General features: G+C 72.6%; 19 protein-coding genes and 3 pseudogenes. 14 read left to right on the forward strand and 8 right to left on the reverse strand.

What is annotated here, in order from left to right:
* Positions 1 to 97: 97 nt before the first annotated feature.
* Positions 98 to 2,294 (forward strand): annotated as a pseudogene (locus ABT360_RS06775) (MMPL family transporter).
* A gap of 140 nt (positions 2,295 to 2,434) precedes the next feature.
* Here the strand turns inward: ABT360_RS06775 and ABT360_RS06780 are convergent.
* Positions 2,435 to 2,791, reverse strand: a complete 357-nt coding sequence (locus tag ABT360_RS06780; RefSeq protein WP_351811792.1) for an SsgA family sporulation/cell division regulator — start codon at positions 2,789 to 2,791, stop codon at positions 2,435 to 2,437.
* 160 nt (positions 2,792 to 2,951) lie between these two features.
* On the opposite strand from ABT360_RS06780, the gene ABT360_RS06785 reads away from it, so the two are divergent.
* Genes ABT360_RS06785 through ABT360_RS06800 form a run of 4 tightly spaced genes read left to right on the forward strand, consistent with a single transcriptional unit; the run spans position 2,952 to position 6,767 of the window.
* Positions 2,952 to 4,022 carry an energy-coupling factor ABC transporter permease gene (locus ABT360_RS06785; protein ID WP_351811795.1) on the forward strand — a complete coding sequence of 357 codons (1,071 nt, stop codon included), beginning with the start codon at positions 2,952 to 2,954 and terminating at the stop codon, positions 4,020 to 4,022.
* Between the two features lies 1 nt (position 4,023).
* Complete coding sequence (gene cbiQ, locus ABT360_RS06790; RefSeq protein WP_351811798.1) at positions 4,024 to 4,785, forward strand: cobalt ECF transporter T component CbiQ; 762 nt, start codon at positions 4,024 to 4,026, stop codon at positions 4,783 to 4,785.
* A complete protein-coding gene (locus ABT360_RS06795) occupies positions 4,782 to 5,555 on the forward strand; it encodes an energy-coupling factor ABC transporter ATP-binding protein (RefSeq protein WP_351811801.1) in 774 nt (257 codons plus the stop codon). Before cbiQ ends, ABT360_RS06795 begins: the two co-directional genes overlap by 4 nt.
* A 45-nt stretch (positions 5,556 to 5,600) precedes the next feature.
* Positions 5,601 to 6,767, forward strand: a complete 1,167-nt coding sequence (locus ABT360_RS06800) for a serine hydrolase domain-containing protein (protein ID WP_351811804.1) — start codon at positions 5,601 to 5,603, stop codon at positions 6,765 to 6,767.
* On the opposite strand, the gene ABT360_RS06805 is transcribed toward ABT360_RS06800, so the two are convergent.
* Positions 6,757 to 7,182 (reverse strand): hypothetical protein, encoded by a 426-nt coding sequence (locus ABT360_RS06805; RefSeq protein ID WP_351811807.1) that lies wholly within the window; start codon positions 7,180 to 7,182, stop codon positions 6,757 to 6,759. The genes ABT360_RS06800 and ABT360_RS06805 overlap by 11 nt on opposite strands.
* Before the next feature lie 99 nt (positions 7,183 to 7,281).
* On the opposite strand from ABT360_RS06805, the gene ABT360_RS06810 reads away from it, so the two are divergent.
* Entirely contained in the window at positions 7,282 to 8,058 is a 777-nt protein-coding gene (locus tag ABT360_RS06810; protein ID WP_351811809.1) for a hypothetical protein, read from the forward strand.
* A gap of 14 nt (positions 8,059 to 8,072) precedes the next feature.
* Here the strand turns inward: ABT360_RS06810 and ABT360_RS06815 are convergent, their stop codons facing one another.
* The 3 genes from ABT360_RS06815 to ABT360_RS06825 form a co-directional block, all read right to left on the reverse strand.
* Positions 8,073 to 8,273 carry a type II toxin-antitoxin system VapB family antitoxin gene (locus ABT360_RS06815; RefSeq protein WP_351811812.1) on the reverse strand — a complete coding sequence of 67 codons (201 nt, stop codon included), beginning with the start codon at positions 8,271 to 8,273 and terminating at the stop codon, positions 8,073 to 8,075.
* Positions 8,274 to 8,396: 123 nt separating this feature from the next.
* On the reverse strand, positions 8,397 to 10,040 hold the full coding sequence (locus ABT360_RS06820; RefSeq protein WP_351811815.1) for a penicillin-binding transpeptidase domain-containing protein: 1,644 nt from the start codon (positions 10,038 to 10,040) through the stop codon (positions 8,397 to 8,399).
* A gap of 413 nt (positions 10,041 to 10,453) precedes the next feature.
* Complete coding sequence (locus ABT360_RS06825; protein WP_351811818.1) at positions 10,454 to 11,029, reverse strand: TetR/AcrR family transcriptional regulator; 576 nt, start codon at positions 11,027 to 11,029, stop codon at positions 10,454 to 10,456.
* Positions 11,030 to 11,134: 105 nt separating this feature from the next.
* Between ABT360_RS06825 and ABT360_RS06830 the strand changes: the two are divergent.
* Positions 11,135 to 11,701, forward strand: a pseudogene (locus ABT360_RS06830) (DUF2867 domain-containing protein); the annotation flags it as partial.
* A 501-nt stretch (positions 11,702 to 12,202) separates the two neighbouring features.
* Here ABT360_RS06830 and ABT360_RS06835 read toward each other — a convergent pair.
* Together ABT360_RS06835 and ABT360_RS06840 are read right to left on the reverse strand one after the other, a co-directional pair.
* A pseudogene (locus tag ABT360_RS06835) lies at positions 12,203 to 12,391 on the reverse strand (transposase); the annotation flags it as partial.
* Positions 12,392 to 12,509: 118 nt separating this feature from the next.
* Positions 12,510 to 14,243, reverse strand: a complete 1,734-nt coding sequence (locus ABT360_RS06840; RefSeq protein WP_351811821.1) for a dolichyl-phosphate-mannose--protein mannosyltransferase — start codon at positions 14,241 to 14,243, stop codon at positions 12,510 to 12,512.
* 52 nt (positions 14,244 to 14,295) lie between these two features.
* On the opposite strand from ABT360_RS06840, the gene rsmI reads away from it, so the two are divergent.
* The 7 genes from rsmI (at position 14,296) to ABT360_RS06875 (ending at position 21,375) form a co-directional block, all read left to right on the forward strand.
* Entirely contained in the window at positions 14,296 to 15,195 is a 900-nt protein-coding gene (gene rsmI / locus ABT360_RS06845; protein ID WP_351811824.1) for a 16S rRNA (cytidine(1402)-2'-O)-methyltransferase, read from the forward strand.
* Between the two features lie 128 nt (positions 15,196 to 15,323).
* Positions 15,324 to 15,734 (forward strand): hypothetical protein, encoded by a 411-nt coding sequence (locus ABT360_RS06850; RefSeq protein ID WP_351811827.1) that lies wholly within the window; start codon positions 15,324 to 15,326, stop codon positions 15,732 to 15,734.
* Between the two features lie 28 nt (positions 15,735 to 15,762).
* Entirely contained in the window at positions 15,763 to 16,662 is a 900-nt protein-coding gene (locus ABT360_RS06855) for a TatD family hydrolase (RefSeq protein ID WP_351811829.1), read from the forward strand.
* Positions 16,663 to 16,760: 98 nt separating this feature from the next.
* Positions 16,761 to 18,278 carry a ubiquitin-like domain-containing protein gene (locus ABT360_RS06860; protein ID WP_351811833.1) on the forward strand — a complete coding sequence of 506 codons (1,518 nt, stop codon included), beginning with the start codon at positions 16,761 to 16,763 and terminating at the stop codon, positions 18,276 to 18,278.
* Positions 18,275 to 19,138, forward strand: a complete 864-nt coding sequence (rsmA, locus tag ABT360_RS06865) for a 16S rRNA (adenine(1518)-N(6)/adenine(1519)-N(6))-dimethyltransferase RsmA (protein WP_351811836.1) — start codon at positions 18,275 to 18,277, stop codon at positions 19,136 to 19,138. The genes ABT360_RS06860 and rsmA overlap by 4 nt, the downstream gene beginning before the upstream one ends.
* A complete protein-coding gene (locus ABT360_RS06870; RefSeq protein WP_351811839.1) occupies positions 19,135 to 20,040 on the forward strand; it encodes a 4-(cytidine 5'-diphospho)-2-C-methyl-D-erythritol kinase in 906 nt (301 codons plus the stop codon). Before rsmA ends, ABT360_RS06870 begins: the two co-directional genes overlap by 4 nt.
* 48 nt (positions 20,041 to 20,088) lie before the next feature.
* Positions 20,089 to 21,375 (forward strand): acyltransferase family protein, encoded by a 1,287-nt coding sequence (locus ABT360_RS06875; RefSeq protein ID WP_351811841.1) that lies wholly within the window; start codon positions 20,089 to 20,091, stop codon positions 21,373 to 21,375.
* 354 nt (positions 21,376 to 21,729) lie between these two features.
* Here ABT360_RS06875 and ABT360_RS06880 read toward each other — a convergent pair whose 3' ends face one another.
* A complete protein-coding gene (locus ABT360_RS06880) occupies positions 21,730 to 22,380 on the reverse strand; it encodes a lipoprotein (RefSeq protein WP_351811844.1) in 651 nt (216 codons plus the stop codon).
* Between the last annotated feature and the right edge of the window lie 99 nt (positions 22,381 to 22,479).

The raw sequence follows: 22,479 nt of genomic DNA on the forward strand, positions 1-22,479 counted from the left end.
ACACCCCGTACGACCCAGCAACACCTGACACGTACCGCTCACGCTGTCGGGCCGACTCCCCATGTCCTTGTCCCACTCATCACCGGGAGACGCCCCCGTGGCAACGTTCCTCTACCGACTCGGCCGGTCCGCCTTCCGGTGCCGCCATCTCGTGGCCCTCATATGGGTCGCACTGCTGGCGCTCGCCGGCGTCGGCGCCGCCTCCGCACCCGTCGCGACGTCCAGCTCCTTCTCCATACCGGGTACGGAGGCGCAGAAGGCCTTCGACCTGCTCGAAGAGCGCTTCCCGGCCGCCGGTGCCGACGGCGCCACCGCCCGTGTCGTCTTCAAGGCCCCCGAGGGCCGGAAGATGACCGACCCGGCCAACAAGGCCACGGTCGGCAAGGCCGTCGGTGAGCTGAAGAGCGGCTCCGACCAGGTCGCGAACGTCACCGACCCGTACACCGTCCAGGCGGTCTCGCGGGACGGCGCCATCGCCTACGTGCAGGTGTCCTACAAGGTCAGCGGCATGGAGCTGACCGACGCGACGCGCCAGGCGCTGAAGGAGGCCGGTGAGGAGGCGCGCAAGAGCGGGCTCACCGTCGAGATCGGCGGCGACGCCCTGCAGACCGCCCCGGAGACCGGGGCGGGCGAGATCATCGGCGTGATCGTCGCCGGGATCGTCCTCGTCATCACCTTCGGGTCCCTGGTCGCGGCCGGGCTGCCGCTGCTCACCGCGATCATCGGCGTCGGCATCGGCGTCTCCACGATCACTGCTCTCGCCTCCGTCCTGGACCTCGGCTCCACCACCTCCACCCTCGCGATGATGATCGGCCTCGCGGTCGGCATCGACTACGCGCTGTTCATCGTCTCCCGCTACCGCGCCGAGCTGACCGAGGGCCGCGAGCAGGAGGAGGCGGCCGGACGGGCCGTCGGCACGGCGGGCTCCGCCGTCGTCTTCGCGGGCCTCACCGTGGTCATCGCCCTGGCGGGCCTCGCCGTCGTCAACATCCCGATGCTGACGAAGATGGGCTTCGCGGCGGCCGGTACGGTCCTCATCGCCGTCCTGATCGCCCTCACCCTCATCCCGGCGCTGCTCGGCTACGCGGGCATGGGGGTACCTCCCAGCGGTAGCTGGGGGAGCGTCGTCGGCCGCAAGGCCCGCAGGAACCCCCGGCCGGCCGGCGAGGACAAGCCCAACATGGGCACCCGCTGGGCCCGCTTCGTGCTGCGCCGCCCGGTCGCCGTACTGCTCGTCGGCGTCCTCGGCCTCGGCGCGATCGCCGTCCCGGCGGCGTCGCTGGAGATGGGCCTGCCCGACGACGGCGCCCAGCCGACCTCCACCAGCCAGCGCCGCGCCTACGACCTGCTGTCGGACGGTTTCGGGCCGGGCTCCAACGGCCCGCTGATGGTCGTCGTCGATGGCGACAAGGCCGCCGCGGACCGTACCGTCACCGACATCAAGGGCCTGGACGGGGTCGCGGCCGTCACCCCGGCCACCCCCAACAAGGCCCGGCGACACCTCGATCATCACCGTCGTACCGAAGGACCGCCCCTCCTCCGCCGAGACGGAGAACCTGGTCCGCTCGATCCGCGACACCACCGGTGACGACGTGCTGGTCACGGGCGCGACCGCGATGAACATCGACTTCTCGCAGAAGATGAACGACGCGCTCCTTCCCTACCTGGCGCTCGTCGTCGGCCTCGCCTTCCTGCTGCTGATGGTGGTCTTCCGGTCGGTGCTGGTGCCGCTCAAGGCCGCGCTCGGCTTCCTGCTGTCGGTGGTCGCCGCCCTCGGCGCCGTCGTGGCCGTGTTCCAGTGGGGCTGGCTCGGGTCGCTCTTCGGCGTCGAGCAGACCGGCCCGATCATGAGCATGATGCCGATCTTCATGGTGGGCGTCGTCTTCGGCCTGGCGATGGACTACGAGGTCTTCCTCGTCACCCGGATGCGTGAGGCGTACGTCCACGGGGAACGGCCCGGCGAGGCGATCGTGACCGGCTTCCGGCACGGGGCGCGGGTCGTCACGGCCGCCGCCGTGATCATGATCGCGGTGTTCGCCGGCTTCATCGGCTCCAGCGAGCAGATGGTGAAGATGATCGGGTTCGGACTCGCGGTCGCCGTCTTCTTCGACGCGTTCGTGGTGCGGATGGCGATCGTTCCCGCCGTGCTCGCCCTGCTGGGCAGCAAGGCCTGGTGGCTGCCGCGCCGGCTGGACCGCGCCCTGCCGAACGTGGACGTCGAGGGCGAGGGCCTGCGCAAGGAACTGGCCTCCGAAGCCCCCGAGGGCGGCGAGCGGGAGCTCGTCCGCGCCTGAGGAGAACTCCGGGGCGGCCGCTCGATCGGAGCCGCCGCCCCGGGCGGGCCGGAGACGGCCTACGCGCCCGGGACCGCCGTGGGGACGGCGGCCCCGGGCGCATCCATGTCACAGCGCGCCGACCGCGCCCGGCGCGTTCGTCAGCGGGTGACGGGCGACGAGGTGGCGGCGTACGAGCGCCGGAGGAAGCGCAGCAGCGCCGAGGAGTCGAACTGCACCACGGCCACGCCCTCCGGGGCGTGGAACTCCACGATCGTCTGCACGCGGCCGCACGGCCAGATCCCGATGTCACCGTCCCGGGCGGGGGCGCGCAGGCCGGTCTCCAGCAGCGCGCGGGGGAAGCTCCACTCGGTGCCGCCCGGGAAGCACAGCTGGACGACGGGCTCAGGGGTGCTCGGCTCGTAGCGGATCGCGACGGGCACAGGGCGGGAGAGAGGACCGTCGGTCACGATCAGGGCCTTGGTGTGGACTACGACACCTTCCTCAGCGGGATACATCGGCCGACTCCTCACGATCGCCTCGTTTGTCTCTAATGTCCCACCATTCCGCAGTACGCGCCCCCGCCCGCTTCTGTGATGTGGACGCTCTTGCAAGTCGTTCGCAAAAGGACCCATCATCGAAGCCGTTCCTGTCCGCCTGTCCGAAAGCGGTCCCCGCATGCATGTCCCCGACGGATTCATCAACGCGCCGGTCTCCGCGGCCGCCGGTCTCGTCGCCGCCGGCGCCGTCGCGGTCAGCCTGCGCGGAGCGCGGAAGGAGCTCGGGGGCACCAGCCGTGCCGAGGGCCACGGGGGAGAGCGGACCGCGCCGCTCGCCGGGCTGGTCGCGGCGTTCATCTTCGCCGTGCAGATGCTGAACTTTCCCGTGGCGGCCGGAACCAGCGGGCACCTCCTGGGCGGCGCGCTGGCCGCGATCCTGGTGGGGCCCTGGACCGGGGTGCTGTGTATCGCGGTGGTCCTGCTGATGCAGGGCGTCCTGTTCGCGGACGGCGGGCTCACCGCGCTCGGCGTCAACATCACGGTCATGGGCGCGGTGACCGTCCTCGTCGCGTACGGGCTCTTCCGCGGCCTGGTGAAGGTCCTGCCGCGGACCCGCCGGTCGGTGACCGTCGCCTCGTTCGTCGCCTCGCTGGTGTCCGTACCGGCCGCGGCCGCCGCGTTCACGGCCGTCTACGCGGTCGGCGGGACCACCGACGTACCCCTGGCCAAGGTCCTCACCGCCATGGTCGGCGTCCATGTCCTGATCGGTATCGGCGAGGCGCTGATCACCACGGCCACCGTCGGTGCCGTCATCGCCGTCCGGCCGGACCTGGTGTACGGGGCGCGCGGCCTGACCACGCCGCTGAAGCTGCGGGTGGGCGGCGAGCTGGTCGACGCGACCCCGGCGCCGGTGGAACCGGTGACCGCCCGGTCCACGAAGAAGGTCTGGGCCACCGGCCTCGCCGCCGCCCTCGTCCTGGCCGGATTCGTCTCCTTCTACGCCTCCGCCAGCCCCGACGGCCTGGAGAAGGTCGCCGCCGACCAGGGCATCGACCGGAAGGTCGAGGAGCACGCCACCGCCGACTCGCCGCTCGCCGACTACGGCGTCAGCGGCCTCACCGACGCCCGCCTGTCCGGGGGGCTGGCGGGCACCATCGGCGTGGGCGCGACCGTCCTGGCCGGTACGGGCGTCTTCTGGGCGGTACGCCGCCGCCGTACGGACGACGCCCGTACCGAGGAAACCGTCTGACATGGGCGCCGGCCACTCCCACAAGCTCTACCGGCACGGGCACTCGCCCGTGCACCGGCTGCCGCCGCACTGCAAGCTCGCCGCCGTCTTCTGCTTCGTCGTGGTCGTCGTCTCCACCCCCCGCGAGGCGGTGTGGGCCTTCGCCGCGTACGCCGTGCTGCTCGGCGCGGTCGCGGCGGTGGCGCGGGTGTCGCCGGGGTTCGTGCTGCGGCGCCTGGTGATCGAGGTGCCGTTCGTCGCGTTCGCGTTCCTGATGCCGTTCGTGGTGCCCGGCGAGCAGACGCAGCTCCTCGGCGTCTCCGTCTCCGTACCGGGCCTGTGGGACGCCTGGAACGTGCTCGCCAAGGGCACCCTGGGCGTCGCCGCGTCCGTGCTGCTCGCCGCCACCACCGAGCTGCGGGCCCTGCTGCTCGGCCTGCAACGGCTGAAGCTCCCGCCCCTCCTCGTGCAGATCGCCTCCTTCATGATCCGGTACGGCGACCTCATCACCGACGAAATGCGGCGCATGTCGATCGCCCGGCGCTCGCGCGGCTTCGAGGCGAAGGGCGTACGGCACTGGGGGGTGCTCGCGAAGTCGGCGGGCGCCTTGTTCATCCGCTCCTACGAGCGCGGCGAACGCGTCCACCTGGCGATGGTGAGCCGGGGGTACGCCGGTTCCATGCCGGTCATCGACGAGGTCACCGCATCCCGGGCGCAGTGGTCGTCGGCCGCCGCCCTCCCGCTCACCGCCCTGCTCATCTGTCTGCTGGGATGGACGCTATGAGTCTCAGTTTCGTGCCGTCGCTCGACGTCCGCGGCCTCGCGTACGCCTACCCCGACGGCCACCAGGCGCTGTTCGGCGTCGACCTGACCGTCGAACGCGGCGAACGGGTCGCCCTGCTCGGCCCCAACGGCGCCGGCAAGACCACCCTGGTGCTCCACCTCAACGGCATCCTCACCGGCGGCGCCGGGACGGTGACCGTCGCCGGGCTGCCCGTCGCCAAGGCCAACCTCGCGGAGATCCGCCGCCGGGTCGGCATCGTCTTCCAGGACCCGGACGACCAGCTGTTCATGCCGACCGTGCGCGAGGACGTCGCCTTCGGCCCGGCGGCGGCCGGACTGCGCGGCCCCGAGCTGGAGGCGGTCGTGCACCAGGCCCTCGCCCGGGTCGGCATGGAGAGGTACGCCGACCGGCCCCCGCACCACCTGTCCTTCGGCCAGCGGCGGCGGGTCGCGGTGGCGACCGTCCTCGCGATGGAGCCGGAGATCCTCGTCCTCGACGAGCCGTCCTCCAACCTGGACCCGGCCTCGCGCCGCGAACTCGCCGACATCCTCCGCTCATTGGACGTGACCGTCCTGATGGTCACCCACGACCTGCCGTACGCCCTCGAACTGTGCCCCCGCGCGGTGGTGCTGAGCGAGGGCGTGATCGCGGCCGACGGACCGACGAGCGAACTGCTCGGGGACGAGGAACTGATGCGCCGGCACCGCCTGGAGCTGCCCTTCGGCTTCGACCCGGCCGCGAGGCCCACCCGGAAGCCGGCCGCGCGGTAGCGCGTTGCACCATGGGGTGAACGAACGGGTAAGGAGCGTGGGAGCGTGGACGTCCAGGACATCCAGGGCACGGTGCAGGCGGGTTTCGAGCCGGTCAGGGACGCGTTCCTGCGCAACTTCCAGCAGCGCGGCGAGCGGGGCGCGGCGGTCGCCGTCTACCGGGACGGCCGCAAGGTCGTCGACCTGTGGGCGGGCACGCGTGACGTCGACGGGACCGCCCCATGGGCCGTGGACACCGCCCAGGTCGTCCGCTCGGCCACCAAGGGCGTCGCCGCCGCCGTACCGCTGCTGCTGCACCAGCGCGGGCAGCTGGACCTGGACGCCCCGGTCGGCACGTACTGGCCGGAGTTCAAGGCGGCGGGCAAGGAGCGGGCGCTGGTGCGCCACCTGCTGTCGCACCAGGCGGGCGTCCCGGTCCTGGACCGGCCCCTGACCCTGGCGGAGGCGGCCGACCTCGCCGTGGCGTCGGACGCCATCGCCGCCCAGGCACCGGCCTGGGAGCCGGGCACCGACCACGGCTACCACGCGCACACGTACGGCTTCCTGCTGAGCGCCCTCGTCCAGCGGGTCACCGGCCGCTCCATAGGCCGCTGGGTCGCCGAGGAGATCGCCCGCCCGCTCGGCCTCGACCTGTGGGTCGGCCTTCCGGTCGACGAGGCCCACCGGGTCGGCCGTACCGGCCCGGTCGGGGAACCGGCCGACGGCGGGGCGCTCAAGCTCCGACCCAAGCGCTCGGTCGCCGACGCCTACGCCGACCCGGACTCGCTCACGCGCCGCGCCTTCCGCGTCATCGACCCGGCACCGGACGAGAACGACCCGGCGTACCGCGCCGCCGAACTCCCCGCCTCCGCGGGCATCTCCACCGCCCGAGCCCTGGCCCGCTTCTACGCGGCGACGCTCGGCCCCGTGGACGGGCACCGCCTCTTCGCGCCCGCGACCCTCGCGATGGCCCGCACCGAGGAGTCCGCCGGCCCCGACCGGGTCCTGGTGGTCTCCACCCGCTTCGGCCTCGGCTACATGCTCCACGGCCCCGCGTCCCCGCTGCTCGCCCCCGGCTCCTTCGGCCATCCCGGCCGGGGCGGCTCGCTCGGCTTCGCCGACCCGGAGTCCGGCATCGCCCTCGGCTACGTCACCAACGGCATGCGCAAGGGCGTCACGGCGGACCCCCGGGCCCAGGCGCTGGTGCGGGCGGTCAAGGCCTCTATCGGGTAGGCGTCTGCCGGCCCGTCAGCAGACCGAGCAGGTGATCCATCTCGCCCCGCCAGATCCGGTGCACGTTCATCCGCGTCGGCTTCGTCTGCCCGGGCAGCAGCACCCGGAACGAGCTCCACATCGCGTTGCGCCGCACATCGCCGATCGTCGCGCCCACCTGGGCGGGCGGCAGGGCGAACGCGATCTCCTGCGGGCGGTTGCTCATCCGGCTCGCCTTGTGGATGACGACGCTCTGCTCGGTCAGGGTGATGAAGTAGTACGTCAGGAACGCCTGCCCGATCAGCCCCAGCATGCTCATCAGCCATACGCTGGGCCCGGCGACGGCCTGAAGGGTGACGATCGGCCGGTCGGCCGGATTGGCCTGCGCGATGGCCTGTGCCACCTGCTGTTGAATGGTCGCCTTCTTGATGGCCATGAGAGCCCTCCCCAGGATGCGGAATGTGTGCCCCCGCTTTGGGAGCACCGCAGAATACCCATGCGCCGGGCCCGGGTGAACATCCGTACGATGTCGCGCATGATCCCCCAGTACGTGGACACCACGTCGGAGAGTTACGCCTCGGGCCAATCCTTCGGCGTCCTCCTCGTCACCGCCGGCGTGGCGGCCCTCGTGTGGCGCCTGTCGGCCGGGTGGCGGCGCGCGGCCGGCCCGGACGCGTCACGGGCGCGGCGGCGCCGGACCGTCGTCCTGGGGGTGCTGGCCCTCATCGGGGCGGGCGGGTTCACCAAGGCGATGACCGTGTACGACCCCGAACCACGCGCCGCCGAGACCTCCCGTCCCGCGCCCGGGAACGAAAACGGGACGGGGACCAAGGACGGAGCACCGGCGTGGGCGGCCGACGAGCCGGACCCGCCCGCCGGGCCCCGTACCGTCGTCGCGCCCGCGAAGGTCGGGGACTACCGGCTCCTGCCCACCCCGGCACCCGGCCCGAAGGCGGCGGGCAAGCGGTGGCTCTACGGCAAGGGCGAGGACGAAGGCACCGACGCCGTCCTCCACGTCAACACCGTCGACTGGGATCCCGGACTCGCCGAGGAGAAGCGCCGTGACTCCATCACCCAGGAGTTCCGCAACTTCTTCGCGGGGGCGAAGGCCCTCGAGGCGTCCTCGTTCGAACCGGGCCCCCTGGGCGGCCGCATGAGCTGCGCCTACCTGGACCGCTACGGCACCAAGCCGGCCCTCTGCGCCTGGAGCGACGCCACCACCTTCGGCTCCCTGCTGCTGAGGACACCCACGACCCTCGACGCCGCCGCCGACACGGCCCGCGACTTCCGTACGGCCGCCGAACGCCCCTGAGCCACCGGACTCCCTCAGCCCTGCGGTTCCTGCGGCCGTGCGTCCACCTCACGCAGGCCCTGCTCCTTGAGCTCGGACCGGGCCTCTGTGCGGTGACCCCGGGCGATGTAGTCGCGTACGACGAGCTCGACGGCGTCCTGCGGCGAGCCGACGCCGGCCAGCACCATCACCTCCACCACCAGTTCGGCATCCAGACTGATGTTGACCTTGGCCACGCCGGCCCCCTTCGTCGCGTCGTACCCGGACCACCCGGACCACCCGGACTCCCCGGACCCTAGCGGTTCGTGACCCGGCGACCGCGGCTGCCCCGTCACGGCCGCCACCGGCAGCGCGAGCGCTCATCGGGCGTTGAGCACGGAGGCGACGAGCGGGCCCGCCGCGTCCCCGCCGTGGCCGCCGGACTGGACGACCGCCGCGGCCGCCAGGTCGTCGGCGAAGCCGGCGAACCAGCTGTTGGAGTCGGCCTGGCCGCCGACCTCGGCCGAGCCGGTCTTGGCGCCCTTGTCGCCACCGACCCCGCTCATGGCCTTCGCGGCCGTCCCGCTGGTCGCGGTGGCGCGCATCATCTCGCGCAACTGCTGGGCCACGGAGGGCTCCAGGCTCCGGGAGGCGGTGGCGATCTGCCGGTCGTCCAGGTCGCGCGGCACGATGACCGGCTGCTTGAAGCTGCCGTTCTTCGCGGTCGCGGTGATGGACGCGACGTTGAGGACGTTCATCTGGATGGTGCCCTGCCCGATGTACTGGGCGGCCGCCTCGCCGCCCGTCGCCTCGGGCACGGAACCGTCCTCGGTGGCGACGCCCGTCTGCCAGTTCAGGCCGATGCCGAAGACGTCCCGGGCCGTCTTGCCCAGCGCCGCGTCGTCGCCGACGTCGTCGATCAACTTGATGAGGGCGGTGTTGCAGGACCTCTTGAAGCTCTCCTTGAAGGTGCTTCCCTCCGGGAGGTCGAAGTGGTTCAGGTTGTGGAAGGTACGGCTCTGGTACATCACGTTCTTCGGACACGGCGTCGGGCGGTCCGCGCTCACCAGGCCCTTCTCCAGCAGCATGGCCGCCGTCACGATCTTCATCGTGGAGCCGGGCGCCTGTCGGCCCTTGAGTGCCGCGTTGAACGCGTCCTCGCGGTTGTTGGCGACCGCCCGTATCTCCCCGGTGCTCGGCTTGATGGCCACCACCGACGACTCGGCGTACCGCTTCACCGCCTGCTCGGCCGCCGCCTGCACATCCGCGTCCAGCGTCGTTCGCAGTTTGCCCGGCTCGCCCTTGGTGAGCGTCAGCAGCGTCCGGGCCGCACCGCCCTCGCCGCCCGTGGAGTCGATCCACGTCTCGATGCCGGGCTTCCCGCCCGCTTCGGAGCCGTACTTCTCGCGCAACTGGTCCAGGACCGGCGCGAGCGACGGGTACTTCTCGGCCGTCAGCTCCACCCCGTTGCGGTCGACCGCCAGGACCGGCGGATCGGGCGCCTCGCCCGTGCGCAGCACCGACTGGTCGGTCAGCTTCGGGTGGATCACCGACGGCGCCCAGTCGACCAGCGGCTTCCCGGTGGTGACGCCCCGTACGACGGTGAGCTCGGAGGCGTACTTCAGATGCTTGGTCCGCCCCTCGTACGTCACCGTCGCGTCGACCGTGAACGGCACCTTCGGGCCCACCGGTGTACCCGAGGTGATGACCGCCTTCGAGACGTGGGCGTCCTTCCGGAAGCCCGCGACGGCCGGGGTCGCGGTGGCCGCGTCGTTGGTCAGCTCGCCGGCCGCCGCCTCGTCCCCTTCCGCCCACGCCGCGAGGAAGTCCTTCGCCGTCCCCGCGACCTCCTCGGCGGTCACCGGCCCGCTGCCCGCCTTCCGCGGCGCCGCGGCCGACGTGGTGGTGACCCCGTCCGTCCCGCCCGTGATGCCGTTCCAGAGGTTGTACCCCCCGTACCCCACGACACCCGCCACGACGGTGAACACCCCGCCGACGACGGCGACCTTCGCTCCACTGCGCATCGTGCAGTCCCCCTCCCCAGGAGCCCACTTGAACACGTTCAAGCACGTAACTGGAGCCACCCTACGGGACGGTAAAGACCGGAGGGACGACTGTTACCCGACCGGAACGTCAGCGGGCGGTACCTGCCATCACACCCACGTATCCAGCCACATCCGGTCCCGCCAGTCGTCCATCGGGATCGACTCGCCCGTGTACAGGGCCGGAAGTGGACGAAGTCTGCGAGACGGGCCCGGCGAGGTCCCGACCAGGGCTTCTGCCCGTAGTTGGGGCAGGATCAGGCGGCTCGGGCCGCCTCTGGGCCGTGATCTTGTGGGTTCCGTGCAGACGGAAGCTCTCGACGGCCTTCCTGGCGCGCTCGCCCGCCGAGGTGTACCGCTCCCGGCTCCTGTTCGGGAGGCCGTGGCCGCGGCCCTCAACTGGTACCGCCACGGCTGGGGCGGTCGAGCAGTAGATCGCCGGCGCGGGCGAGGACCTGGGCTCGGGAGCGGCCGTCGTGGTCGGCAACGAGGAAGTGCGCGCCGATCGCCACGCAGAAGGCGAGCAGGCTGCGGGCCTCGACCTCGTCGGGATCGGCGCAGAAGGTGCCGATCATCTCGCGCAGCAGCGCCATGCGCCGGTTGTCCACCCGGCGCAACCGTTCGGCGACCGCCTCGTCGCGGCGGGCCCAGTCGCGGATCGCGAGGTCGATGGGGAGCAGGCGGTCGCTGGAGAAGGTGAGCACGCCCGCGCGATGGATCTTGGTCTTCGGGTCGCCGCCCTCACGCTCGACGCGATCGATCACCTCGTCGGTGCTCTCCCGCTCCCAGCTGTCCAGCATCGCCCCGAGCAGCGCGTCACGGTCGGCGAAGTAGCCGTAGAAGCCGCCCTTGGTGACGCCCAGCCGCTTCGCCAGCGCCTCCACTCGAACGGCGTCCGGGCCGCCGGCGGCCAGCATCCGCAGCCCCTCCTCGACCCATCGCTCACGAGGGGTGCGAACCGCGCCCACCATGTGCGTCACCTCACTTCCCGGCCATATATACGCCACCGCATAATGCGGGCTAACCTCGCCTTATACGCCAGCGTATATCTTGAGGTAGGGAAGGCTGCAGTGGCAATGAGGCTCCCTGACACAGCCCACACCGATCAGCCGTGGCGGATCCACGAGCTCACCCCCGACTTCCGGCTGGAGGATGTGTGGGCCTTCCGCACGCCCGGAGCCGGGCCGGACGACTTCCCGGTGATGCTCGCCGCGATCAAGGCGGCCGGCGGACCGGGGACCGGCTCCTGGCCGGTACGGTTCCTGTTCGCGGCGCGCTGGAAGCGTGGTGCCCTCTTCGGATGGGACGAACCCAGGGCGGCGCGCGTGGCGCCGCTGCGCGACCGTCTGCCGCGCGATCTCCGCGAGACCCCCGGCGGCTCGGTCGCCGGGGACTCGCCGTTCACCTCGGTGTACGAGCTCGGCAACGAGTGCGCCCGCGAGCTGGCGAACAAGACCGTCCACGCGGTCATGCACCTCGGCTGGGCCCCGGATGCCACCGGCGGGCACGAGCTGCGCATGGCCGTCCTCGTCAAGCCCAACGGCCTGCTCGGACGCCTGTACATGGCCGCCATCGCCCCGTTCCGGCATCTCGTCGTCTACCCGGCGCTGACCCGCCAGTGGGAACGCGCGTGGCAGAACCGCAACGGCTCGGCCACGGTCGACGGCGCCGTGGGGACGCACAACGTCGCGGCGTCCGTCCTCGCCCTCAGCTCGCTGCCTGACATCGACTACGTCGACTTGTTCACCCTCGAAACCGACCTCGAGGCGACCCCGGAGCAGTGGGCCCGGGCGATGTTCGGCGATGTCCCCAGCGCCGCCGAAAAGCTGATCTGGCGCGGGTTTCTCGGTCTCCGCCTCAGCCCGGGCCGTTCCCCGCACACGGTGGCCGGCTGGCGCATCGCCGAACGCGGCGACAACTGGATCCGTCTCGAAACCGCCTCCTGGTTCCTGAGCTGCAACCTCGTGGTCCACACCGCCGAAGGGCAGGTCTCGCTGGCCACCTACCTGCACTACGACAAGCCGGTCGGCCGCCTCATCTGGCCCCCGCTCTCTGCCATCCACCGCCGCCTGGCCCCGGGCCTGCTGCACGAGGCTGCAGCAAAAGTAGCCACAACGGCAGAGCCCAACCAAGAAGTCGTAACGGAATGACTTCAGGCGTCGCCGGTAGATGAGTGCACATCCGAGAGTGAGGAAAGCTTCATGGATGTCGTCGCGTATCTCCCAGCGGATCCGTAGGCGGCGGAACCAGTGCAGGTGGGCGAACGCACGTTCCACGACCCAGCGTTGGGTGCCCAGGCCGGAGCCGTGCTCAGTGCCACGGGCCACGGCGGGCGATCAGCGGCTTCCCGCCGAGCCCCCGGACCAGGCGGCACCAACGACGGCCACCGATGACCAACAACGACCGGCATGGCGTGACGTGGTCCGTCACGCCATGACGGTGTCAACGCAGCTACACCCAGGTGTCCAGCCACATCCGGTCCCGCCAGTCGTCCATCGGGATCGACTCGCCCGTGTACAGGGGCCAGAAGTAGATGAAGTTCCACACGATGAGCAGTACCAGCACCCCCGCGCCGACCGCGCCGATCGTCCGGCGGCGTTCGGCCGCTTCGTCGGTGCCCGGGGGGCCCAGCAGGGCGCCGATCATCATGGCCACCGCGAGGCACAGGAACGGCAGGAACACCACCGCGTAGAAGAGGAAGATGGTGCGCTCCTGGTAGTGGAACCACGGCGCCCAGCCGGCCGCGACGGCGCACGCGATCGCGCCCGCCCGCCAGTCGCGCCGGAAGAACCAGCGCCACAGGACGTACAGGACCGCGAAGCACGCCGCCCACCACAGCAGGGGTGTACCGATCGCCAGCACTTCGCGGGCGCACTTCTCCGTGGCGCTCGCCGGGCAGCCGTCCTGTCCGGGCGGCGGGTCCTCGTAGAAGTACGAGACGGGCCGGCCCAGGACGATCCAGCTCCACGGGTTGGACTCGTAGGTGTGACCCGACGTCAGGTTGACGTGGAAGCTGTACACCTCGGACTCGTAGTGCCACAGGCTGCGCCACCAGTCGGGGAACAGCCACGACCACGAACTGTCCTTGCCCTCGGTGGTGGCCCAGTTCCGGAAGTACCCCTTGTCCGTGAAGATCCAGCCCGACCAGGACACGAGGTACGTCACGATCGCCACCGGCACCGTCGAGACGAACGCCGGCACCAGGTCACGCTTCAGGACGCTCTCGTACGGCCGGAAGGCACCGGCCGTGCGGCGGGCGCCCACGTCCCACAGGACCGTCATGACCCCGAACGCGGCCATGATGTACAGCCCGTTCCACTTGGTGGCCGCCGCCAGGCCCAGCATCACGCCCGCCGCGATCCGCCACGGCCGCCACCCCAGGCGCAGCGTCTCCGCGACCGCCGCGTCCGGCCGCAGCAGCCCGTCCGCGTCCACCGGCAGCGCGGCGGCGAGCCTGCTCCGCGCCCCGTCCCGGTCGATCAGCAGGCACCCGAACGCCGCCAGGACGAAGAACATCAGCACCTGGTCGAGCAGCGCCGTGCGGCTCATCACGAAGTGCAGCCCGTCCACGGCCATCAGGGCACCCGCCAGGCACCCCAGGAACGTCGACCGGAACAGCCGCCGCCCGATCCGGCACAGCATCAGCACCGACAGCGTGCCCAGCACCGCCACCATGAAGCGCCAGCCGAACGGGGTGAACCCGAAGAAGTGCTCGCCGAGCCCGATGACCCACTTGCCCACCGGCGGGTGCACCACATAGCCCGGGTCGGTGGGCACGGTCACCGCGCCGGGGTCGTTCAGGACGGCCTTGTCGACGTCCTTCGGCCACGACCCCTCGTACCCCTGGTTGATCAGCGCCCAGGCGTCCTTGGCGTAGTACGTCTCATCGAATATCACCGCGTGCGGCTGACCCAGGTTCCAGAACCGCAGCAGCCCCGCGACGAGTGCCACCAGCAGCGGCCCGCCCCACGCCGCCAGCCGCCACAGCCTCTCGGCCACGACGGGCGGGGCGCCGAGCACCGTCCACACCCGGTCCGAGGGCCGGGCGTACGGAGGCGCCAACCGCTCGCGCAGGCCCGTCACCGGCCTCGGCACGTAGCCGAAACGGTGCAGGCGCTGCTGCCACGGGGGCGGCTCTTTCCCGGCGTCCTGCCCGTGCAGGGCCCTATGAGCAGTACTGGTCACCGCGCCATCGTAGGGAACGCGCCTGTGCGAGTCGCCCGTCCGGGCTGCGAGGATGACCCCTGTGACAGGAACGGTGACCGGAACGCTCGTACTCGCAGGAACCCCGATCGGGGACGTCCAGGACGCCCCGCCCCGCCTCGCCGCCGAGTTGGAGAGGGCCGACATCGTCGCCGCGGAGGACACCAGGCGGCTGCGCCGGCTGACCCAGGCGCTCGGCGTGCACACGAGCGGCCGGGTCGTGTCGTACTTCGAGGGCAACGAGTCCGCCCGTACACCCGAACTCGTCGAAGCCCTCGCGGGCGGCGCGCGCGTCCTGCTGGTCACCGACGCGGGCATGCCGTCCGTCTCCGACCCCGGCTACCGGCTGGTCGCCGCCGCCGTGGAGCGGGACATCAAGGTCACCGCCGTACCCGGCCCGTCCGCCGTCCTGACCGCGCTCGCGCTGTCCGGGCTGCCCGTCGACCGGTTCTGCTTCGAGGGCTTCCTGCCCCGCAAGGCGGGCGAGCGCCTGTCCCGGCTCCGGGAGGTCGCCGCCGAGCGGCGCACGCTCGTCTACTTCGAGGCCCCGCACCGCCTCGACGACACGCTCGCCGCGATGGCCGAGGCGTTCGGCGCGGACCGGCGGGCCGCGGTCTGCCGGGAGCTGACCAAGACGTACGAGGAGGTCAAGCGCGGCGGCGTCGGCGAGCTGGCCGCGTGGGCGGCCGAAGGCGTACGCGGCGAGATCACCATCGTCGTGGAGGGCGCCCCCGAGACGGGGCCCGCCGAACTGGACGCGGCAGAGCTGGTGCGCCGGGTGCGGGTGCGCGAGGAGGCGGGGGAGCGCCGCAAAGAAGCCATCGCCGCGGTCGCCGCAGAGGCGGGCCTGCCCAAGCGGGAGGTCTTCGACGCCGTCGTCGCGGCAAAGAACGCCTCTCGCGAGGGCTCGGCGGAGGGTAAAGGGCTATCGTGAAAAGCAAAGACCAGACCGCGCGGCAGGCCTTTCGGCATGGGAAGCCCCAAAACCGGTCCATCATTCGACAGGTGCCTACGCACTCCCGCCCGTAAAGGCGTCCACTGGTTCAGTGGAAAGGAGCTGGCATGAGCGAGACGACAAGCACTCCGGTCGGCCATGAGGCGTATGCCTTCGCCTGTATGAACTGCGGGTACGGCTGGGAGCAGGCGTACGACATCGAGCACCACACCGACATCAGCGGACACCAGTTCGTCGTGTACAAGGCGGGGGGTCGCCGGGTGCCGTCACCGCTCTCCAACCCCACCTGCGTGAACTGCGGGCGGCACCGCGTCCGGATCATGCGGGCCGGCCAGGTCTCCTCGGTGCTCGACCTGCTCGCCCAGCACCAGGCCGAGCCGACGAAGGGCTCCGTCGGGTCCGCCGGGCCGACCCTCGGCCAGGAGCGGACCGCGGCCGAGGCAGCGGAAGCGCCGCCTGCCAGGGAGCCGCACCACTGGCACCTGTCCGATCTGCTGCACGCCTTCCACCGCAAGTAGCGTCCGGCCGCTTCCGTACGATCGGGGCATGAGTTCCAAGGACGCCCCGCCGCCGATGCCCGAGCCCCTCGGGGTGCCGGTCGCCGATTCCCACACCCACCTGGACATGCAGTCCGGCACCGTCGAGGAGGCCCTCGCCAAGGCCGCCGCAGTCGGTGTCGACACGGTGGTCCAGGTGGGCTGCGACCTCAAGGGCTCCCGCTGGGCCGCGGAGACCGCCGCCGCGCATCCCCAGGTGCACGCGGCGGTCGCCCTGCACCCCAACGAGGCGCCGCGCATCGTGCTGGGGGACCCTGGGGGCACCTCCCAGCCCCCTGGGGCTGGGGGAGGCTGGTCGCGGCAGGGCGCCCGCGAGGCCGGCGGCGACGCGGCGCTCGACGACGCGCTCGCCGAGATCGACCGGCTCGCCGCGCTGCCGGAGGTCAAGGCGGTCGGCGAGACCGGCCTCGACTACTTCCGTACGGGTCCGGAGGGCATGGCCGCCCAGGAGCGCTCCTTCCGCGCCCACATCGAGATCGCCAAGCGGCACGGCAAGGCGCTCGTCATCCACGACCGGGACGCGCACGACGACGTCCTGCGCGTCCTCGCCGAGGAGGGCGCCCCGGAGCGGACCGTCTTCCACTGCTACTCCGGCGACGCGGACATGGCGCGGATCTGCGCGGACGCCGGATACTTCATGTCCTTCGCCGGAAACGTCACCTTCAAGAACGCCCAGCCGCTGCGCGACGCGCTCGCCGTCGCCCCGCTGGACCTGGTACTCGTCGAAACGGACGCCCCGTTCCTGACGCCCGTGCCGTACCGCGGACGGCCCAACGCCCCGTATCTCGTTCCGATCACGGTCCGGGCGATGGCTCAGGTGCGCGGGATCGACGAGGAGGCCATGTCCACCGCGATCGCCGTCAACACCGCGCGAGCCTTTGATTACTGACTGATAACGGACACGCCGACCGCTCAGCGTAGCGCCGCGACACAGCGTGGTCGAATCGCTTTGGAGAGTGACCGGCGCTCCGCTAGGGTCCCGGCCTCGTGAGCAACTCCCAGGGCAGTCACGCCGCCGCCACGCCGGTGGCCGGGGGGTACGAGGCGTGGGACGCACCGCAGACGTCGACCGCGCCCGGTTTCCCCTTCCCGACTCCGGCGCCGGCTCCCGCGGCCACCCCCGAGTCCCCGGACGACTCCTCACCGGACGCCGTGTACCGGGCGCTCCCCCGCCAGGGCGCCCTGACCGGCACCGGCACCGGGGCCGGGACCGGAAGTGGAAGTGGAAGTGGCACCGGGGCCGGGGCGGGATCCCGACACCGGTCCGTGCCGGGCACGGGGTACGGCCCGGGAGCCGGGTGCGCGCCGGACGCCGGCGTCGACCCCGAGGCGCCGACCCTCACGGCCGTGGCCACCGGCGGCCGCGCCCAGGCCCGCCGTGCCGCCCGCCGCAAGGCGGCCGGTACCGGCGGCCCCGAAGGGCTGCGGCGGCTGGTCCCGCAGGCCCTCGTCGTGGCGTTCCTCGCCGGCGGCACCACCGCGTTCGTCGCCGACGACAAGGCCGTGCGGCTCAGTGTCGACGGCGTACCCCGCACCATGCACACCTTCGCCGACGACGTCTCCGAGCTCCTCGCCGACGAGGGGCTGGCCCTGGGGGAGCACGACCTCGTGGCGCCCGCGCCGCACGAGGCGCTCGCCAGCGGTGACGAGGTCGTCCTCCGCTACGGCCGCCCCGTCACCCTGACCCTCGACGGGCAGCGCCGGCGTATCTGGACCACCGCCCGGACCGTCGACGAGGCGCTGCGCGCCCTCGGTGTCCGCGCCGAGGGCGCCTACCTGTCGGTGTCCCGCTCCGCCGCCATCTCACGGCGCGGCCTCGCCCTCGACGTACGCACCGAACGCACCGTGACCTTCATGGCCGACGGCCGCGAGCGCACCATCCGCACCAACGCCGCCACCGTCCGCGAGGCCGTCGAGCAGGCGGGGCTCACCCTCAGCGGCCGGGACACCACCTCGGTGCCACCCGGGAGCTTCCCGCGCGACGGACAGACGATCACCATCATGCGGATCACCGACACCAAGGAGGTCCGCGAGGAGCCCATCCCCTACGACGTGGAAAGGGTCGAGGACCCCTCCCTCTACAAGGGCACCGAAGTCGTCGAACGCCAGGGGCGGCCGGGCTCGCGCCGGGTGACGTACTCCCTGCGGACGGTCAACGGCGTCAAGCAGAAGCCCCGGAAGATCGCCGACGAGGTGGTGCGGGAGCCGGTCGACCGACGGGTGCTGATCGGCACCAAGCCCCAGCCCACCTCCGTCGAGGGCGCCGACCACCTGGACTGGGGCGCCCTCGCCCAGTGCGAGTCCGGCGGCCGGGCCGACGCCGTGGACGCCTCCGGCACCTATGGCGGGCTGTACCAGTTCGACCCCGGCACCTGGCGCTCCCTGGGCGGCAGCGGTGTGGCCCAGGACGCCCCCGCCTCCGAACAGACATACCGGGCGAAGAAGCTCTACGTGCAACGGGGGGCGAGCCCGTGGCCGCACTGCGGCCGTAGGCTGTATCGGTGAGCACCACTGAGCCCGACGCCCTCCTCGGCCCCGCCGACATCCGTGAACTGGCCGCCGCGCTGGGCGTACGCCCCACCAAGCAGCGCGGCCAGAACTTCGTCATCGACGCCAACACCGTCCGGCGCATCGTCCGCACGGCCGAGGTCCGTCCCGAGGACGTCGTCGTGGAGGTCGGGCCCGGGCTCGGGTCGCTGACCCTGGCGCTGCTGGAGGCGGCGGACCGGGTGATCGCCGTCGAGATCGACGACGTCCTGGCGGGCGCCCTGCCCGCCACGATCGCCGCCCGCATGCCGGCGAAGAAGGACCGTTTCGCGCTGGTCCACTCCGACGCGATGCACGTCCAGGAGCTGCCCGGCCCGCCGCCGACCGCGCTCGTGGCGAACCTTCCGTACAACGTCGCCGTGCCCGTGCTGCTGCACATGCTCGACCGCTTCCCGACCATCGAGCGGACCCTCGTCATGGTCCAGGCCGAGGTCGCCGACCGGCTGGCGGCGCGGCCCGGCAACAAGGTGTACGGCGTGCCGTCGGTGAAGGCCAACTGGTATGCGGAGGTCAAGCGGGCCGGCGCCATCGGCCGCAACGTCTTCTGGCCCGCGCCCAACGTCGACTCGGGCCTCGTGTCCCTGGTGCGCCGCTCGGAGCCGCTGAAGACCACGGCCACGAAGGCGGAGGTCTTCGCGGTCGTCGACGCCGCCTTCGCCCAGCGCCGCAAGACGCTGCGCGCCGCGCTGGCCGGCTGGGCCGGTTCGCCGGCGGCCGCCGAGGCGGCACTGGTCGCCGCCGGGGTCTCCCCGCAGGCGCGGGGCGAAGCGCTCACCGTCGAAGAGTTCGCACGCATCGCGGAGGCCAAGGCAGCGTGACCGAGAGCATCACCGTACGAGTCCCGGCGAAGGTCAACGTCCAGCTGGCGGTCGGCGCCGCCCGCCCGGACGGTTTCCACGACCTGGCCAACGTCTTCCTCGCCGTATCGCTGTACGACGAGGTGACGGTGACCCCCGCCGACGAGCTGCGGATCACCTGCTCGGGCCCCGACGCCGACCAGGTGCCGCTGGACACCACCAACCTCGCGGCCCGGGCGGCCGTCGCGCTGGCGTCCCGGCACGGCATCTCCCCGGACGTCCACATCCACATCGCCAAGGACATCCCCGTCGCCGGCGGCATGGCGGGCGGCAGCGCGGACGGCGCGGGCGCGCTCCTCGCCTGCGACGCCCTGTGGGGCACGGGAGCGTCCCGGGAGGAACTGCTCGCCATCTGCGCCGAGCTCGGCAGCGACGTGCCGTTCTCACTGATCGGCGGGGCGGCGCTGGGCACCGGGCGCGGCGAGCGGCTGACCCCGCTGGAGGTGGGCGGCACCTTCCACTGGGTGTTCGCGGTCGCCGACGGCGGACTGTCGACGCCCGCGGTGTACGGGGAGTTCGACCGGCTCGTGGACGGCACGGACGTGCCCGCCCCGGCCGCCTCGCCCGCGCTGCTGGACGCGCTGCGCACCGGTGACGCCGCGCTGCTGGCGGGCGCCCTCGCCAACGACCTCCAGGCCGCCGCCCTCTCCCTGCGCCCGTCGCTCGCCGCCACGCTGGAGGCGGGCACGGCGGCCGGCGCCCTGGCGGGCCTGGTCTCCGGATCCGGACCGACGACCGCGTTCCTGGTCAAGGACGAGGACGCGGCCCGCACGGTCGCCGACGCCCTGCTCGCCTCCGGCACCTGCCGCACCGCCCGGGTCGCGACCTCCCCCGCCCCCGGAGCTACTCAGATTCGTACCTGAGTACGAGAGCGCTGACGCCGGTACGGCCCCGTCCAGGACCGTACCGGCATGGCAATCAGCGTCTCGGAGCTCGCCGCCCGCACCCCCGACACCCGCGACCGGTACGTCGACCTGCTGCGGGTCGCGTCCCTCGCCACCGTCGTGCTCGGCCACTGGCTGATGGCCGCCGTCACCGCCGACGGCTCCATCGGCAACCTGCTGGCCGTCGTCCCCGAGCTGCAACTGCTCACCTGGGCGCTCCAGATCATGCCGGTGTTCTTCTTCGTCGGCGGCTTCTCACACGCCCTGTCGTACCGCTCGCGCCCCGGCTACGCCACGTTCCTGCGGTCCCGGCTCCAGCGGCTGCTGCGCCCGACGATGGTGTTCATCGGCGTGTGGACGGCCGCCGCGCTCGTCGTCCAACTGCTGGGCGGCGACGGCGGCCTGACCGGCGTGGCGCTGCGCCTGGTCGCCCAGCCGCTGTGGTTCATCGGCATCTACCTCGCGATGGTGGCGTTCACCCCGCCGCTGCTGAAGCTGCACGAGCGGTACGGGTGGGGCGCGTTCGCCGTGCTGGTCGCGGGGGCGGCCATGGTGGACGTACTGCGGTTCGCGGCCGGGGTGCCGTACGTCGAGTTCCTGAACTTCGCCTTCGTGTGGCTGGCCGTGCACCAGCTGGGCTTCCTGCGGGCGGACGGCCGCATCACGCTGCCCGCCGTGCTCGCGGCGACCGGCCTGGTGGGCGCCGCCGCCCTGGTGGCCCTCGGGCCGTATCCGCTGTCCATGGTCGGCATGCCGGGCGAGAAGGTCTCCAACATGGCCCCGCCCACCCTGGCCCTGCTGTGCCACGGCCTGTGGCTGGTGGGCGCGGTGGAACTGCTGCGGGCCCCGGGCGCGCGCCTGGCGCGGCGACCAGCCGTGTGGCGGGCGGTCATCACGGCGAACGGCATCGCCATGACGGCGTTCCTGTGGCACCTGACGGCCATGCTCGGGGTGTACGGCGCGATGCTCGCGCTGGACGTGCCGCTCCCGGAGCCGGCGTCCGCCGCGTGGTGGGCGCAGGTGCCGGTGCGGCTGGCGGTCGCGGCGGCGGTGACGGCCCTGCTGGTCGCCGCGTTCCGCGCCTTCGAGCGCCCCGGGTCCCGCCCGGCCGCCGCCGGGGGCTCGTCGCCCATGGCGGCGCTCGGCATCACGCTGTGCCTGCTCGGCGTGCTCGGCCTGTCGATGGTCGGCTTCGGCGGCCTGCTGGAGGGCCGCTCGGCACTCCTCATCGCCGTCCCCGTCACCGCCCCGGTGGCGGTCGGCATGGCCCTGGCGGGCTGGCTCCTGGTGGAGCGGGCGAGCCGCGCGTCCTGACGAGGCCGCCTCGGCCGCCGGTCGGTGCGGGTGGCCGTTCGGTCCGTGCGGGTGAGCGGCTCCGGAGGGCGGCCGGTGGGGCGGCCGAGTCCGGAGGGCGGCCGGTCGGTGCGGGTGGGCGGCTCCGGAGGGCGGCCGGCCCGTGCGGGCGCTCGGTCCCGCGCGCGGCGGCCGCGACGGAGCCGGGTCCGGTCGGCCCGCGGGCGGGGCCGGGCCGCGGGCGGGCGGCACCGCACCCTGGTGGGCCGTGCGGGACCGGCCGGTCCCAGGAGGGTGCGCCCCCGCGCGGCCGTGCCCGGGTGGCGCACCGCGCGCGGGGGCGCCCTGCCGACCCGGGCGGCGCACCGCGCGGGGTCAGCCCGCGACCGCGGTCGTCCGCTTCGCCAGCTCGTACGCGGGGAGCATCGCCTTGTGCTCCTCGCCGTCCAGCCCGCCCAGGTGCACCACGACCGCGCCGCGCGGCGTGGTGACGGCGTAGGCCCGCTCGGGCTTGGGCCCGTCACCGAACTCACTGGTGAGGGTGTAGGTCACCTCGGTGGCCGCCAGGGCGCCCGCCTTCGTCTCCTCGTACGCGACCTTCGAGGCGTTCTTCTCGTCGCCCACGAACGCCTCCAGGGCCTCGCGCGGCGTCGCCTTGGCGTCGTCGCCCGTCCAGACGCGGAGGAAACCGATGTTCCCGGCCGGCTTGGCGTCGACCTCGCAGACGAGGGTGACCGTGCCCTGCTTCAGCAGCTCGGCGAAGTCGGGGTTCTCGGTGCCCGTCACCTTCTCCGCCGTCCACCGGGGTGCCGTCTCGAACGTCACCGGCAGTACGCACGGCGTGCCCTTGCCACCGATCGCCACGCCCTTGACCGGCTCGGCGCCGGCGTCCGTCGCCGCGGTGGCCCCGGGCGCCTTCGCGGAGGGCTTCGCCTCGGGCGCCTCCGGCTCGGACGAGCACCCCGTCAGCACCGCTCCCGCCACCGCCGCCACGACAACGCCCCGCAGCATCCCGTACCGCCCCATGACCATCCCCACCCCTGCCTGACCGATCGATCGAACGCCGCACGCTAGCGCACCGCCCGCGGCGGCTACCCTGGTAGGTCGGCCCGTCCCCCTGCACAG

This window comes from Streptomyces sp. NPDC000229 (assembly GCF_040300825.1).
In the GTDB taxonomy this organism is placed as follows: domain Bacteria; phylum Actinomycetota; class Actinomycetes; order Streptomycetales; family Streptomycetaceae; genus Streptomyces.